Genomic DNA, 16,475 nt, shown 5'->3' with positions numbered 1-16,475 from the left:
GTTTGAAAAATAAAATCAGACTGGTAAATATAAAGTTACTCTTAATAGCTACATCTTTAGTTATAGCCGATTTGAACTTACTTCTGTTGCATACCGACAGTGAAAAATACAACCATTCCCAAAAGATTGCTTCCCAAAAGATTGCTAAAAATTTTATTTAATTGCCATCTCAAATCCACGAATTCTTGTCTAAGAATAGTCTAAATGCATTTACTAGTAATTAAATTAATTTCTGCTGAGAATTACCTTAATATTTTGAATCCTTGAAATTGATTCCGAGGTGGGTTAGTGAGAACAAACCTTTTTCATTAAAGCAAGAGAGAATTGGATTTGGATGTTGTTATGTTAAAGCGATCGCGTCTTTATCCTTCTCTATTTCTGATTCTTGATGCTGTGCTTCATATTCACCAAATTGCTGGATTAATTTGGCAACTAAACCTGTCCAGCCAGTTTGATGGCTAGCGCCAATTCCGGCTCCATTATCACCATGAAAATACTCATAAAATAAAATCAGATTTTGCCAGTGTGGATCGTTTTGAAATTTTGGCATTCCACCGTAAACAGGACGTTTACCAGAGGCATTTTGTAAGAAAATTCTGGTTAAACGTTGAGATAATTCTGATGCAACTTCCCAAAGTGTCATCATTTGACCAGAACCTGTCGGACATTCCACTTTGAAATCGTCTCCTAGATAATAATGAAACTTTTGCAGAGATTCAATTAGGATGAAATTCACCGGAAACCAAACAGGACCGCGCCAGTTAGAGTTACCACCAAATAAACCACTACTAGATTCAGCCGGTTCATAATCAACTCGAAATTGCGAACCATTGACATCAAAAATATAAGGATTTTCAGCATGAAATCGAGAAAGTGCTCGAATGCCATAAGGGCCAAAAAACTCGCTTTCATCTAGCATTTTTTGCAGAATACTTCTGAGCTTATCTCTGGAAACGATCGCAAGTAATCTCCTCGCACCCACTCCTTTTGTTTCCATACAAGCCACATTTTGCCGCAAGTCAGGACGGTTTTGGATGAACCATTCCAATCGCTTTTTAAAACCAGGAAGCAGTTTTAAAGTTTCTGGCTCAATAGTTTCAATGGCAAATAGAGGAATTAAACCTACCATTGACCTAACTTTTAAACTAATTTGTCGTTCAGGTAAATGCAGGACATCGTAGTAAAATCCATCGGAATCATTCCACAAACTTGCTTCCATTTCGCCAATTTTATTCATAGCATCGGCAATGTAAAGAAAATGCTCAAAGAACTTGCTAGCAATGTCTTCATAAACAGGATTCGTCTTGGCTAATTCTAGAGCGATCGCTAACATATTTAAACAATACATCCCCATCCAACTCGTACCATCAGATTGGTCAATGTGTCCGCCAGTAGGTAAAGCTGCGCTGCGGTCAAATACACCAATATTATCTAAACCGAGAAATCCCCCTTGAAAGACGTTATTACCCTGAGTATCTTTGCGATTTACCCACCAGGTAAAATTCAGCATTAGCTTTTGAAATACTCTTTCTAAAAACTGTCTGTCTGCTCGTCCGTAAATCTTCTGCTCAATCTTATAAATTCGCCAAGTTGCCCAAGCATGAACAGGCGGATTAACATCACCAAAAGCCCATTCATAAGCAGGAATTTGCCCATTAGGATGCATATACCATTCCCGTGTTAAAACATCCAACTGATACTTAGCAAAATCGGGGTCAATCATTGCCAAAGGAATAGTATGAAATGCCAAATCCCAAGCTGCAAACCAAGGATATTCCCACTTGTCGGGCATAGAAAGAATATCTTTATTGTAGAGATGAAACCATTCCCGATTTCTGCCTTGTTGGCGTTCTGGCGGTGGCGGTGGTGTATTGCGATCGCCTTTCAACCAATCCTCTACAACATAGTGATAATATTGTTTACTCCAAAGCATTCCAGCAAATGCTTGTCGTTGCACATTTCGCATATCTTCACTCAATGGAAATGGCGTAACTCGCTGATAAAACTTATCTGCTTCTTGTTGTCGTACCCCAAATATTGTATCGAATTCCTTGCCAAATGGCTCAACTAAATCGGGTAGATCGCACAATCGTAATTTAATAATTTTAGTTTCACTTTCACCAACTGTTAATAAATAATCAGCAGATGCCTTCGTGCCAACTTTATTTGGATTTATTGCCTCTTTTTTACCTTGAACGATATAGTCATTAATACCATCTTTGACATAGGCAGATGAATTAGAATAGCCAAACAATCGCTGATAATTTGTTTCGTTTTCTGTAAAGAGAATTTCGTTTGCTTGCTGACAATACAGCCATCTTTTACCTAAAGTTGGATGAAACGCCTCAACCAAATGAAAGCCATTACCAGATTCGACCTCTTTTAAAGTAGGTTTGTTGCTATCCCCATTCCAACACCAAGTGTTACGAAACCAGAGAGTAGGTAATAGGTGTAGTGTTTTTGCTTCTGACCCTCGATTGACTACTTTAATTTCAATAAGAATATCTTCAGCAGAATTTTTGGCATATTCGATAAAGACATCAAAGTAACGATTTTCATCAAATATACCTGTATCTAGTAATTCAAATTCTGGTTCTTGACGATTTCTGCGTTGATTTCCCGCAACTAATTGGGAGTAAGGAAAGGCTTTATGGGGATATTTGTAAAGCGCTTTCATGTAGGAATGAGTAGGAGTATTGTCTAGATAAAAATAATATTCTTTAACATCTTCCCCATGATTTCCCTCGCTACCAGTTAGACCAAAAAATCTTTCTTTGAGAATAGAATCTTCGCCATTCCAAAGTGCGATCGCAAAACAAAGTCGTTGATGATTATCAGAAATACCAGCAATACCATCTTCACCCCAACGATAGGCACGAGAACGAGCTTGATCGTGGGTGAAATAGTCCCAGGCTGTACCGTTGTGACTATAATCTTCGCGTACCGTTCCCCATTGGCGATCGCTTAAATATGGCCCCCATCTGCGCCAATGAGCTTTGTGACTCAAGGCTTCTGCTAATCTAATTTCTTCTGGGGTTAAAATTGTCATAATAATATCACCCTATGCATACCTGTATTTTAATTCAGTTAATTTTGCTATCTGAAGTATCCCGTTTCTACTTAAGATAGTCCTGAAGTTATAATTAATAATTGATAGTAAAATGGGTATATTAAAATTTATGATAAACTTATTAAAAAATAATTTTAATTAAAAACCAAATTTAATTTAGCGTTGAGTTTAGAGTAAAAGCGATAATTAAAAACTATAACACAACATTATTACAATTTAAGCGGATAAAAGAAGTGGTAAACTTGCATTTGAGGAATGCGGATTGCTGTGTATGATATTTAAGTATTAATTAACCACAAAAAGTGAAGGAAGCTAATATCGTGTCCGGTTAAAGACTTATCATTAAGACCGCAGAGGGCCAAATAGGACGGGTTTTTGGTCTTTCTGTATAGATTCGGAAATTATAACTAATTAGCCGGACATGATATAACGCTAACTTCAACCTATTGGTTGATAGTCTCTAGATATGGCCGCGGTTGGTGAAAACCCTGGAGTGAAGCATCGACGATGAGACAAACTTCGATATGCATACCATCAGGATCGGAAAATGACAAGTTAAGTACTGGGCCAAGATCGGCGATCGCGCCATCACTCACACCTCGATCTATAAGTTTGCGGCGGATAATCTGGAATGCTGATTCTGTTGGGGCATTCAAAGCTAAGTGGTCGATGTGTCCTCGTCCAAACATATCCGGCAATCCAGAACTATGAATATTATTAGGCATCTCTGCTGCGTGAAGCACGCTCTGCGATCCAGCTAGCAGAAGTGCGTGGCGAAAGGCTGGGGTCGTCTCTTGGAAGATTACTGGCATCTCGAATACATCAGTATAGAAGTCGATAAAGCGGTCAATATCTGCTGTCACCACTGCAACATGGTGGATACCTGATACAAGGCTCATGGTGTTACTCCAGTTAGATTGTGCAATTTCTTTTCTATGAATAGGGAGCGATAACTTCTTTACGAGACGCCTTAGTGAAGCGATGTCTACGACGGGCTACGCCTACGCGATCGTGCTGTTGGTCAAAATCAACGATCGGCCCCTTCGGCACAATTCGATTTGGATTAATATGAGTCATGCTCATGTAATAGCCGCGCTTGGTATAGTCTAGATTGCAAGTCGCTTTGAACTCAGGACGCTGATATAGGTCTAGTAAATAATTCCAAAGATTTGGATAGTCGATAATTCGCCGCAAATTGCACTTAAAGTGACCGTAATACACTGAATCGAAGCGATACAAAGTTACAAACATACAAATATCGGCTTCGGTGAGTTGATTGCCACATAAATACCGCTGCTCGTTCAGAATGGCTTCCCATCGATCTAAACTCTCGAAGAGTTCTGTTACCGCATCTTCGTAAGCTGCTTGCGAAGTCGCAAAACCAGCGCGATATACACCAGCATTGATTGGCAGATAGATTGCATCAATCGTTTGATCAATTTTATGCTGTAGGTCGCGTGGGTATAAGTCTATTTTTTGTGTTGCCAATTCCCCAAACTCTACATCAAACATCCGCATGATTTCGCGAGATTCGTTATTGACGAGCGTTTGAGTTTGCTTATCCCACAACACCGGAACAGTAACTCGTCCCGTGTATTTGGAATCGGCTTTCAGATAAATCTCTTGCAAATATTGAGTGTGATTCACCCAGTCAGGAATAGCTCCCGGTGCTTCAGAAAACATCCATCCCTTGTCGCTCATAATCGGATCGACGATAGAGACTGAGATGGCATCATTCAAACCTTTGATTTCTCGCATAATTAAGGTGCGATGCGCCCACGGACAGGCTAAGGAAATGTAGAGGTGATAGCGTCCTGCTTCTGCTTTAAACCCACTAGAACCATCTGCGGTGACGCGATCGCGAAACGTTGTCGGCGTTTCATTGAACTTACCGCTGGGATCTGATTTATTCCTATTGGTTGTCCATTTGCCTTCGATCATCATTCCTGACGGCATAATTTCCTCCTAACACTAAGGCGTGTTTATAAACTTTTGAGGATTACTTCAGGATTACGTCTTTCCTTTTCTGAAAGATTTTAATTTCTTAAAAATTCTTGACAAAATCGACTTTGTAGATAGACCGCGGTTCGGCGCATCAACTCGTTGTCGCCAACCAAGCACGCAAAACCTCTGCCACTGTCCATGCTTGGGCAATACATCCCCGTGGAGTCATCGGAGCATCACCATCAAAAATTTCGCTGAGATTACCAACACCGTGCGCGTTCAGGTGATTAGCCATTGGTTCCAAAAATTGACGAGCCTGTTCGGGATTTTTGTAGACGCGCAGGTGTGCTAAGACGAATGGCCCCAACAACCAACCCCAAACGGTTCCCTGGTGGTAGGCTCCATCCCGTTGATACTGATTGCCACCGTATTTACCCTGGTACTGAGAACGATCGGGGGCTAGCGATCGCAACCCATGAGAAGTCAGCAGCGATCGCCCGCAAGCTTCCACCACACCCCTCTGCTGGGCAGGTGTGAGCGGACTTTCTGGTAATGATACAGCAAATATTTGGTTAGGACGCAACAACCCATCATCACCATCAGGACTGTCTAAAACGTCATAGCAATAACCTGTCTCGTCATTCCAGAAGCGAGAAAATCTATACTTGGCGCGGTCTGCCATTGCTTCATACTCTTGGTGTGGTTTACCAAGCTGACGGGCAAACTTTGCCATTGTCCGTAAAGCATTGTACCAGAGGGCGTTAACTTCAATTGGTTTGCCAATTCGCGGCGTAACTACCCAATCGTCAACCTTGGCATCCATCCAGGTCAGTTGTACGCCTGCAACGCCTGCATAAAGTAAGCCATCGGCTGCATCGAGATGAATATTGTAGCGTGTACCGCGACAGTGCCAATCAATGATGTCTGCAAGTATGGGAAAGAGTTCACCAAGCAAAGTATCATCGTCTGTAGCGCTGTAGTAGGCGCGGACTGCTTCAAAGTACCAGAGAGTAGCATCGACTGTATTATATTCTGGTTGCTCACCCGCATCGGGAAAGCGATTAGGCAGCATTCCTTGGTCTACGTATCTGGCAAAGGTGCGAAGAATTGAGCGTGCTACCTCTGGGCGACCAGTGGAAATTGTCAAACCAGGTAGACTAATCATGGTATCGCGTCCCCAATCGCTAAACCAGTGATAACCAGCGATGATCGTTTTACCGTTGGGGTCTTCTGGCAATGAGCGATCGACAATAAACTGGTCAGCAGCTAATACTAGGTGGTCGATCCAACTAGGTGATTCCTTAGTTTTCAGGGGTCGATTAGTTTTCCAAAACCCTGTTAACTTCTGCTCTTGAGCGCGACGTAACTTAAGTGCCGCTTCACCATTGAGATTTGGTTGTTTTTCTGTGCTGGCTACAAAGGCGATCGCTTCCCCAGGATTCAGTGTAACTTCAAAGGTGGCGGCGTGGAGGTGGTCTTCTTTATCTCTCAATCCCCGATAGCGTTCAACTGCCAAGTCAAAGCCATGATACCAATTGTGGACAACAGATGTACTAACACGTGAAACGCTGCGTAGCTTGCCGCCGTAGGCATCGCCTTTAGGTGAATCACTCAGTAGATATAGTGGTACAGCACCCGGATAAGCAGTTATACAAATCCCCTGTTCCACCTCCTCTACAGACATCTGCCAACCATTGCTTTGAGTGTCGCTGTGATAATCGCGGTAGTTGACTATTGCTTTGAGCCTCAACTTTAGCGGTTGAGTGCCACGACGCAAAGTATACTGGACATAAGTTGTGTTCGCGCCTTGTTGCATCCACACCCGTTTTTCTAATAAGGCATCGCCAATAGCAAAACGCCATACAGGAATTGTACCTTCCAGAGAAAAACGTTCAATATTTTGATAACCTTGGGGACTGACAATACCATCAGCCCAACGATTGGTGTCTAGAGAATAAGAGCGAGTATCGTACAGGACAGTTTCATCTAGTTTTGCCACCATTAAGGTACGACCTAGAGGTGGTTTCAATGCTGCTACCAATAGTCCGTGATAGCGGCGAGTCAACAAACCAGCCACAGTCCCAGAGGCGTAACCACCAATACCGTTAGTAACTAACCACTCCCGCGATTCTGCAATGTCAAGATTGCCGCAGATTTCCCGCCCAAATTCTATACACATAAGTCACGCCACTTTGCTCTAAATTCAAAATTAACAATCGCCATCATGCTTTTCTCTCTGCGTTTTCTATGCGTCTACGGTTTGAAAGTAATTTATTGAACTACAGAGGCGCAGAGAACACGGAGAAAAGAGGAATAATCGTCCAAAAATTTTGCCCACCTTGAAAGGGCTACTTTAGCTTTTATTAGATTGGGGATTGATCCTCAGTTATTGGAGATTCATTCACTAGAGGATTGAGGACGACTTCATTAGCAACACTATCAGGTTTACGGGCACGAATTGCTGGACGCGACCGCTTGTAACCGGCTCTTTCAGCTTTTTGGTGTTCGTAATCAATCAATCTGCCATAATATTCATGCTTGCTTAAATTCATCGACAAAAAAATATGCTGGCGGATATTACCAAAACCTTTGCGGTTAAAAAACTTTAATGCTGAAGTATTGGTGGGGTCAGTATCTACCAGCATAAACCGCGCCCCATCTTCAATCATCCGAGCGACGACTTTATCAACCAACTTGTCTGCAACTCCCCGACGCTGATACTTTGGGCTAACTCCCAGCCATAAAATGTATCCATAAGTCCAAGATGCTTTGGTGATGATGGTTCCTAAAACGAATCCTGCTAATTCCCCGTCTGTTTCAGCCACAAGACAGTATTCTGGATCGGTGTTGTAAAGTCCAATCACTTCCCATTCGTCCCAGGTGCGGTATAAATAAGGATATAAATCGCTTGTAAATAACCCTTCTCCCAAGTGGTAAACGGGAGCAATGTCATCAATTCCTAATTCGCGTACATAAATTGCTTCAGTTTCGTCAAAAGTTGACATAAATTTAGAAGTTGTGATTTATTTTCATAAATGAAAAAAAGAGTATTTACCGAATCTATCTCTTTTAATAAAAATAGTTTCAAATGCTTTAGATTTAGACAAAGGACTTTACATTACTTTTTTACTTTACGCAAGAGTCTACAGATATAAGAAATCTGTTTTAGTAACACAATCCTGCGGATCAAATCAAAGTGAGACTTCTTGAATACTGTCAAAATTTGGCAATGAGTCTTTCACTGCTTCTTCAGTAGATTGGATGCGTGGTTTACCGCCGTAGGCATCGCACCGTTTGGCAAACTGACAAGAATCACAGGTTTTGCTACCCTCCACCACTTGGGGAAACTGCTGGTTATTTTGGTAATTTTCCAGCCAATTAGTTAACTGACTTAACAGTTGATTAAGTTTTTTAGCTGTTTGTGTATGTTGAGCCGTATTGTAATTAAATTTAATATTTTGGGGTTTGCCTTCAGATTGAACAAACCAATAAGTCATGGAAATCTTTTCTGGTAAATAGTCACTAGTTTCTGCCAAGACATACATATAAAGCCGTGTTTGCCAGTTGGATTCTAACTTGCGTTTGTTGGGTGGTTTAGGATAAGTTTTCCAGTCGAGAATTTGCGCTTGTTGGTTATCTGCAATCAATAAATCATAGATAACTGTGAGCAAATAATCCTGAACTTGCAGAGTGCGGTAGTGTTCGCTTTCACGGAAAGTTTGATTATCAGATGCAGCCGTTAAAATTTCTGGTGCTGCATCGGCAAAACCTAGCATCCAGCTTTGCAGTTGAGCATCTGCTTCCAGGAAACTATCAATTGGCAAACCCATTTCTCGCTGTTGCATTAGCAAGTGAAAACGACTACCCAAAGTTAGCCGTTCTTCTTGTTCTGGATTTGAGGGAGAATTAAGTTTTTCGAGATAGGTATGTTGAAATTTACGCGGACAAGTTTCTAGTAAGTTAAGTTGTCCTTGAGATAGTCGCAATAGTTGAGTGGGAGTTGACAGCATTCTTCTATTTTAGAAGTAAATTATAATCTGCAACTCACCTTTAGCAGACTATCTGTAAAAAATAGGTATTTTTTACTGCCTTTACATATGTTATTTCAAATCGTCTCGATCTACCTCATCTTGGCGATCGTCGGAATGTTTACTTTTTCCTTGGGACTTGATTGAGCCAAAGCTGTAGGCTATAGCTATTTTAACTATGTCAAAATATGCTGGGTGATTAGCTTTGTTAACGATCGCCAAAGAAATTGACCCTGCCACTAAGATGATTAAAAGTGGCGAAAATGTTTCTACCCCAGAGCCATTGTTATTGGGCATGATACGATCTCCAAGTGAAAAGATTACGAAGCCTTTAGCTGACCTTCACTCAGCTAAAGGCTATTTTTGGTCAGTATGAGTGTTAACCCCAAGACTCGAACATCATGGCGATCGCAAATAGACAGACTAGGAAAATCGCTATCTTCGCAACCCATGACCGTAGACTTGCAGATAAAAGTATCCCGACGATCGCATTTGCCCCAAAAGTGTGAGACACAACAAAGGCTATTCCCAGCCCCAGCAGCCCCAGCAGAAAATATTTGAGTCCTATACAAAACCACTTGAACAACAGATTATCGTTATCTTTGAGACTGGGTTTCATAGTTTTTTTCCTGTTTTGAAAGTTGAATCTAGGTAGCAGTTTGCGCTCCCCCGACCACACTAAGGAAACAGCGAATCTCCACAGTTTTGCTCCTACCAAGTCAAGATAGACAAAAGTCCTACTCCTGAGTGGTGTGGGAATACCAACAAAGGTGGTTTTGATATTTGCGGCTCATGAAAAATTAAGCTCTTTGATGAATTACCAGGGCAATCTGGATATCAAAAATTAGGCGTTCAATGCGCGTAGTGCGCGTTCTGTGCTTCTAAGCGCATTGAACTCTCGAAATTCCTACAGGCAATTTGTATACTTGCCTTTTTCAGAATTTGCAGTTCCAGTCTTTGCCTTTATGCCTTACTCACTAAGTTTTTTTAATTCACCCGTAACCTTACTAAGTCACCGTGGTTTCTACTGTTAAACTAACTATAAAGTAACTTAGTTGCTAGGTCAAGTAACTTAGTTACTTAGGTCAAGGTAAACTGTAGAGAAAATTATTTAAATAGCATAAGATACTACAAATCCTGCTGAAATCCCCCAATGAATCCTCAGTTTTGGCACTAAAGGACTTTACAAATAAATAAAAATACTCAACCACCTATTGTGAGGTAGGCGTTTCACTTGCTCCTACCCCACAGATAATTTATCCGGCTAGCATCCTGCGGCATGACAGAGAATGCTGACAATTGAACCTTAAGTACTTGGCTAAAAAGGCTCAATTTGATATTGTTGATCGACATATCAGATTGATATATCAAAATGCTGAAGTTGGCGGTATTAGGTTTATTACAGCGAGAGCCTTTAAATGGTTATCGGCTCAAACAGCAACTAGAGATGTTTATGAGTTGCAGTATTTGTGTCAACTATGGCGCGATTTATCCTCTTCTGAGGCGCATGGAAGAACAAGGTGAAGTGAGCTTATGTCCAGAACAAGGAGAAGAAGGCGGACAGTGTGGAAAGGTATATGAGATTACACCCCTCGGTAAAAAAACTTGGTATCAAGAGATGCTGGCATATCCTCATGAAAGCTGGGTGAATATGCGATCGCGATTCTTTATCAAATTTTTTTTCTTTAGCCATTTATTACCGGAAGAACGAGTGCAGTTAATCGAACACCGATTAATGTCATGTCAATTACGCCTTGCAGAGAAAAAAGCAGTTGAAATTAGTGATGATTTATATCAAGCGAAAGTGCAAAGGCGGGCATTTGAAGTCATCAAATCGGAGATTGAGTGGCTAGTTGAGCAACTCCAAACAGAACAACTGCAATTAGCTCAAACGCCAACCTCAATAATGAGTAATGAGTAATGAGTGATGAGTGATGAGTAAAACAGCCATAACACAAAAAACTTTTGAAGTATCCTAACTAACTATGTGGATCGTCAAAATTGCTTTACGTCTTCCGTATACATTCGCGATCGCCGCTTTGATGATTGTGATTTTGGGTGTAGTGACGATATTTGGTACACCTGTTGACATTTTTCCGGCAATTAATATTCCGGTTGTCAGTGTAGTTTGGACTTACACTGGAACCACATCTGAGGAAATGGCACAGCGAATCGTTACGATTAGCGAACGCGCTATGACAACAACTGTTGGTGACATCGAACACATCGAGTCTCAATCTTTGAGTGGTGTTAGCGTCGTTAAGGTTTTCTTTCAACCCAACGCTAATATCGCCTCAGCAGTTGCTCAAATTACCTCTGTCAGCCAAACAATTCTCCGCCCTTTGCCACCTGGGATTACACCGCCATTCATCATTCAATACAACGCTTCTTCGGTGCCGATTATCCAGATGAGTGTCAGTAGCAAAACCTTGCCAGAACAAGCACTTTTCGACTATGCTACCAACTTCGTCCGCACCCAATTAGCAACAGTGCAAGGAGCGAGTATACCTCTGCCTTATGGTGGTAAACCTCGGCAAATTATGGTTGATATCGATCCCCAAGCGATGTTGGCTAATGGCATTTCTGCCCAAGATGTGACTAATGCTGTCAGTGCCCAAAATCTGGTTTTGCCAGCAGGGGATATGAAAATAGGCGATCGCGACTTCGCCGTCCAAATCAACAATAGTCCAAGTGTGGTGGAAGCCCTCAATGACTTACCAATTAAGCAAGTTAATGGTACTGTCATTTCCATTCGTGATGTCGCGCAGGTAAGAGATGGCTTTGGCGTGCAATCGAACATTGTCCGTCAGAATGGCAGGCGATCGAGCTTACTTAGTATCCTGAAGAGTGGCAATGCCTCAACCATTGATGTGATCGAGCGAGTCAAAAAAACTTTGCCTCGCATCCAATCCACCTTGCCCCCAGAACTGAATTTAGCGTTTTTGTTCGATCAATCTATATTTGTGAAAGCTTCTATTCAAGGCGTTCTCAAAGAAGGATTGATTGCAGCCTGTCTCACTGCGCTGATGATTTTGATTTTCCTGGGAAGTTGGCGCAGCACCGTAATTGTAGCCGTATCGATTCCTCTCTCAATGCTGGTTTCAATTATTGTGATGAGTCGTTTGGGACAAACTTTCAACATCATGACGTTAGGTGGATTGTCCTTAGCTGTTGGTATTTTGGTAGATGATGCCACCGTAGAAATTGAAAATATCCATCGCAATCTCGGACAAGGTAAACCCATTAAGCGAGCAATCTTAGATGGGGCGCAGCAAATCGCTACTCCAGCACTTGTAGCAACATTATGTATTTGTATTGTCTTTGTGCCGGTCGTGTTTCTCAGTGGAGTGGCAAAGTACCTATTTGTCCCCCTAGCGATGGCGGTAGTATTTGGAATGCTTGCTTCCTATGTGCTGTCTCGGACTGTAGTGCCGACAATGGCAAGCTATCTTTTGCCATCCGAAGCAGACTGGCATAGAGAAAGCGAGAATCATAATGGTCATAGCGACAACCATCATCTAGATTCGCCAGTTCAAAACAATAATGGTCGCGACGATCGCCACAGCCATTCGCTAGTCGAAATCCATGATAATCGCGATCGCCACACCCATTCGCCAGTCCTAAACAATAATGGTCATAGCGATAACCACCACCAAACAGAAGAGGCAGCAACGACAACTGCCGAACCTGTAAAGAAAGATTGGATATGGCGGCTACACGAAAAGTTTAACCGACAATTTGAGAAACTTCGCAGTTGGTACTACAACGTCCTGGCCTCAGCATTAAGTCACCGCCGCATAGTCTTTGTGTTATTTGGTGCTTTTATCGTCAGTGCCGGAGTTTTGTTGCCGTTCGTCGGTCAAGACTTTTTCCCTGAAGTCGATGGCGGTCAGTTTAGCCTCCATGTTCGAGCCTTACCTGGCACTCGTTTGGAAGAGACAGAAAGAATTGTCAGCCAAGTTGAAGGCGTTATCCGCCAAACTGTACCGAAAGAGAATCTCTCTCTAATTCTGGATAACATCGGCTTACCTACCAGTGGCATTAACCTTACTTATGGCTACAACGGCGCGACAATTGGGCAGGCTGATGCTGATATTCTTGTGTCCCTAAAAGAATCTGGTGAAACTTTTGCTTACGTCAAGGAACTCCGCCAGAAATTGAAAGCGACATTTCCCAACTACACTTTCTTTTTTGAGCCGGCTGATATTGTGACTCAAATTCTCAATTTCGGTTTGCCTGCTGCTGTTGACGTGCAAATATCTGGCCCTCTGAAAAACTCAAAGGGTAACTTTGAAATTGCCCAACAAATCGCCGCACGGATGACGCGCATTCCTGGGGCTGTTGATGTACATCTCCAGCAAGTTGTCGATGCTCCCAAATTACGTCTTGATGTCGATCGCACCGAGGCTCAACAACTGGGTATGACTCAGCGTGATGTTGCCAATAGCGTTCTCACTTCCTTAAGTTCAAGCGGTCAAGCTGCAATCAACCAATGGCTCGATCCCAAAAAAGGCGTGAGTTACACCCTGGCTGTACAAGTTCCCCAATATAAACTTGACTCTATTGACAGCCTAAAAAATACGCCAGTTGGCAACGGTCAAACTACACCGCAACTTTTGGGTAATTTGGCTAGTGTCAAACGCGACACAGTGATGCAAGTTGTGAATCACTACAACATTCAGCCAGTTTTCGATATCTACGCTAACGCCTCTGGTCGCGACCTGGGGGGAGTTGCCGGCGATGTAAATCGAATCATCGCTGATTATCAGAAAAAATTGCCTAAAGGAAGTCAGATTAATATCCGCGGGCAAGTGCAAACGATGAACTCTTCCTTTCTGGGACTTGGTTTAGGACTTGTGTTTGCAATTGTGTTGGTTTACTGCTTAATGGTGGTGAACTTCCAATCTTGGCTCGATCCCCTGATTATTATGATGGCATTGCCAAGCGCTTTAGCAGGGATCGTTTGGATGCTGTTTGTCACCCGTACCACTTTCAGCGTTCCTTCATTAATGGGTGCAATTATGAGTATAGGTGTAGCGACATCAAACAGTATTCTCATGATTACTTTTGCGAATGAGCAACGTGCAGAAGGGGAAAATGCCTATAAAGCAGCTCTAGCGGCAGGTCACACGCGGTTGCGTCCGGTGTTGATGACTGCCTTAGCCATGCTCATCGGGATGGTGCCAATGTCTCTCGGTCTTGGTGAAGGTGGCGAACAGAATGCGCCCTTGGGTCGCGCTGTAATTGGCGGTTTGTCAGCTGCAACAGTCGCGACTCTGATCTTTGTACCTGTTGTATACAGCATTATGCGGCGTCAACCACCTCGTCCTATCGATGAGGATGATGACGATTTAAATTTCTCAGATCCAAAGACAGCCTACTCGTTGTCATCATCTCAAGGCAAGTCATAGAGAACTACGTTACGTAGAGTAGATTAATTTTTGCAGGTCAATGCAACAAAGGTGCAGGTCAATGCAATTAAGGTGCAGGTCAATGCAATTAATGTGCCAGTCGATGCAACAAAGGTGCAAGTCAATGCAATTAATGTGCCAGTCGATGCAACAAAGGTGCAAGTCAATGCAATTAATGTGCAGGTCAGAAACTTGTGTGTACACCGTAGGGGAAAGGGAAAAGGTTAAAGGAAAAGAGTTTTTTCTAAGAAGATGTTTTAAACGTCCTCTGGTCGGTATAAAAACGTTTTAGATCCCCCTAAATCCCCCTTTTTAAGGGGGACTTTGAGAAAGTTTGCCCCCCTTTTTAAGGGGGGTTGGGGGGATCAACAAGTGCCTAAAATTACAGCCAACCACTTTTAAAACATCCTCTAAGCTGCTTTCCCCTTTACTCCTTACCCGACGAATGGAACTTCTGCAAGAAGTCTAATAATGGTAATGACTCTAGCTGCTAAATTTCTGCAAATTAAGATAATACAGGACAGTTTACTTATGGATTCTCAGCATCGTCCATCTCCTGATTCTGAACAACAAACTACTTCTAGAAAACAAAAACGCGGCATCGGTGGAATTGGTTGGGCTGTAATTGGTGCTGTTTTTTTTGGTAGCTTACTGGCAATAGGCATTCTACCCCGGTTGGGCCAAAAGTCAGAATTACAAGCAGCAGTCAAGGAAGCAAGCACTGTACCCTCAGTCAACGTAATCACTCCCCGTCGCGCTACTGGTGCTACGAAAGTGGAACTACCTGGCAGTGTTGTAGCCCAGAATCAAACGACCATCTACGCTCGCAGTACTGGGTATTTACGGCGGTGGTACGCAGATATTGGCGATCGCGTCCGAGCCGGTCAGTTGTTGGCAGAAATTGATTCACCAGATACCGATCAGCAAGTTCTGCAAGCGAAAGCAGAGGTAGCGCAAGCACAAGCCAATGTATCTCAAACTCGTGCTAATTTAGCTAAAAGTATTTCTGATTTGAAGCAAGCCCGCGCTAATTTATTGATCGCACGTCAGAGCTGGGAGCGCTGGCAAGTTCTTGTCAAACAAGGTGCAGTACCTCAACAAGATGCAGATACAAAATATGCTACATATCAAGCTAATCTTGCCAGCGTTGAGGCAGCACAAAACACTATTAATTCTGACTCTGCCAACATCAAAGCAGCACAAGCTAACGCCTACGCAAGTCTGGCAAACTTCCAGCGTAATACCGTATTGCAATCTTATAAGAAAGTCACTGCTCCTTTTGCAGGAGTGATTACTGCACGTAATGTCAATACAGGTGTTTTAATTTCAGCAGGTAATGGCAACACCAGTACCAGTACCAGCAACACTAACAATAGCAATAGCAGCCTTTATACTATTGCTGCTTATGACAATCTAAAGGTAAATGTGAGTGTTCCACAGAGTTTATCGCAGTCACTTCAAACCGGACAAACAGCACAAATTACAGTCAGAGAGTTACCCCAACGAGTGTTTACGGGTAAAGTAGTGCGTACTAGCAACGCTATAGATCCAACTACTCGCACTTTGCTGACACAATTAGAAGTACACAATTCAGACGCGACGCTGCGACCTGGGATGTATGCCAATGTCAAATTTGCCATTAACCGCACCAATCCTCCCTTTGTTGTGCCAGATAGTGTTTTAGTCGTTAATGGCGGAGGTACGCAGGTAGCAACTGTAACCAAAGACCACACAGTGCATTATCAAAAAGTTGCCGTTGGGCGAGATTATGGTACTGAAGTAGAAATTACATCAGGTCTGACAGGAAATGAATCGCTGATTGCCACTCCTACGGTTGATGAGACAGAGGGTTTGCGCGTGCAGCCAGTTGCACAAACTAAGTAGACTCAATGTATCTAATATTAGTTCTGTATGAGGATGCACGGAATATTAAACGAACCGCCAAGTACGCCAAGAGCGCCAAGAATAGAGAGTTACACTAAACTCATCAGCGCGATCGCGCACCCCGTCAGAAAAAGAACG

At 42.6% G+C, this 16,475-nt stretch carries 12 protein-coding genes; 4 read left to right on the top strand and 8 right to left on the bottom strand.

Going from position 1 to position 16,475, the window contains the following annotated elements; translation table 11 throughout:
- Positions 1-340: 340 nt before the first annotated feature.
- The 8 genes from AC1F2U_RS15825 to AC1F2U_RS15790 all read right to left on the bottom strand — a co-directional run bounded on the left by AC1F2U_RS15825 (position 341) and on the right by AC1F2U_RS15790 (position 9,661).
- Entirely contained in the window at positions 341-3,049 is a 2,709-nt protein-coding gene (locus tag AC1F2U_RS15825) for an MGH1-like glycoside hydrolase domain-containing protein (protein WP_480261954.1), read from the bottom strand.
- A 464-nt stretch (positions 3,050-3,513) separates the two neighbouring features.
- Entirely contained in the window at positions 3,514-3,969 is a 456-nt protein-coding gene (locus AC1F2U_RS15820) for a VOC family protein (RefSeq protein WP_335003645.1), read from the bottom strand.
- A 34-nt stretch (positions 3,970-4,003) separates the two neighbouring features.
- Entirely contained in the window at positions 4,004-5,026 is a 1,023-nt protein-coding gene (locus AC1F2U_RS15815) for a glutathione S-transferase family protein (protein ID WP_480261953.1), read from the bottom strand.
- A 139-nt stretch (positions 5,027-5,165) separates the two neighbouring features.
- Positions 5,166-7,193: an amylo-alpha-1,6-glucosidase gene (locus AC1F2U_RS15810; protein ID WP_480261952.1), complete on the bottom strand. Its 2,028-nt coding sequence runs from the start codon at positions 7,191-7,193 to the stop codon at positions 5,166-5,168.
- A gap of 184 nt (positions 7,194-7,377) precedes the next feature.
- Positions 7,378-8,019: a GNAT family N-acetyltransferase gene (locus tag AC1F2U_RS15805; protein WP_480261951.1), complete on the bottom strand. Its 642-nt coding sequence runs from the start codon at positions 8,017-8,019 to the stop codon at positions 7,378-7,380.
- A gap of 186 nt (positions 8,020-8,205) precedes the next feature.
- Positions 8,206-9,024 (bottom strand): PD-(D/E)XK nuclease family protein, encoded by an 819-nt coding sequence (locus AC1F2U_RS15800; protein WP_480261950.1) that lies wholly within the window; start codon positions 9,022-9,024, stop codon positions 8,206-8,208.
- 90 nt (positions 9,025-9,114) lie between these two features.
- Positions 9,115-9,339: a hypothetical protein gene (locus tag AC1F2U_RS15795; protein WP_480261949.1), complete on the bottom strand. Its 225-nt coding sequence runs from the start codon at positions 9,337-9,339 to the stop codon at positions 9,115-9,117.
- 82 nt (positions 9,340-9,421) lie between these two features.
- Positions 9,422-9,661, bottom strand: coding sequence for a hypothetical protein (locus AC1F2U_RS15790; RefSeq protein ID WP_480261948.1), 240 nt, complete (start codon positions 9,659-9,661; stop codon positions 9,422-9,424).
- Positions 9,662-10,414: 753 nt separating this feature from the next.
- Between AC1F2U_RS15790 and AC1F2U_RS15785 the strand changes: the two genes are divergently transcribed.
- From AC1F2U_RS15785 to AC1F2U_RS15770, 4 genes are all read left to right on the top strand, one after another.
- On the top strand, positions 10,415-10,963 hold the full coding sequence (locus AC1F2U_RS15785) for a PadR family transcriptional regulator (RefSeq protein WP_480261947.1): 549 nt from the start codon (positions 10,415-10,417) through the stop codon (positions 10,961-10,963).
- 64 nt (positions 10,964-11,027) lie between these two features.
- The gene (locus AC1F2U_RS15780; RefSeq protein ID WP_480261946.1) at positions 11,028-14,453 is read left to right on the top strand and encodes an efflux RND transporter permease subunit; all 3,426 of its coding nucleotides are present in this window, start codon (positions 11,028-11,030) and stop codon (positions 14,451-14,453) included.
- A gap of 30 nt (positions 14,454-14,483) precedes the next feature.
- A complete protein-coding gene (locus tag AC1F2U_RS15775; protein ID WP_480261945.1) occupies positions 14,484-14,681 on the top strand; it encodes a hypothetical protein in 198 nt (65 codons plus the stop codon).
- A 303-nt stretch (positions 14,682-14,984) separates the two neighbouring features.
- A complete protein-coding gene (locus tag AC1F2U_RS15770; protein ID WP_480261944.1) occupies positions 14,985-16,337 on the top strand; it encodes an efflux RND transporter periplasmic adaptor subunit in 1,353 nt (450 codons plus the stop codon).
- Positions 16,338-16,475: the final 138 nt, after the last annotated feature.

It is taken from the genome of Nostoc sp. LEGE 12454 (assembly GCF_056620565.1).
The sequence above is the reverse complement of the archived record's forward strand: the minus strand, read 5'-3'. Positions and strand labels throughout refer to the sequence as shown.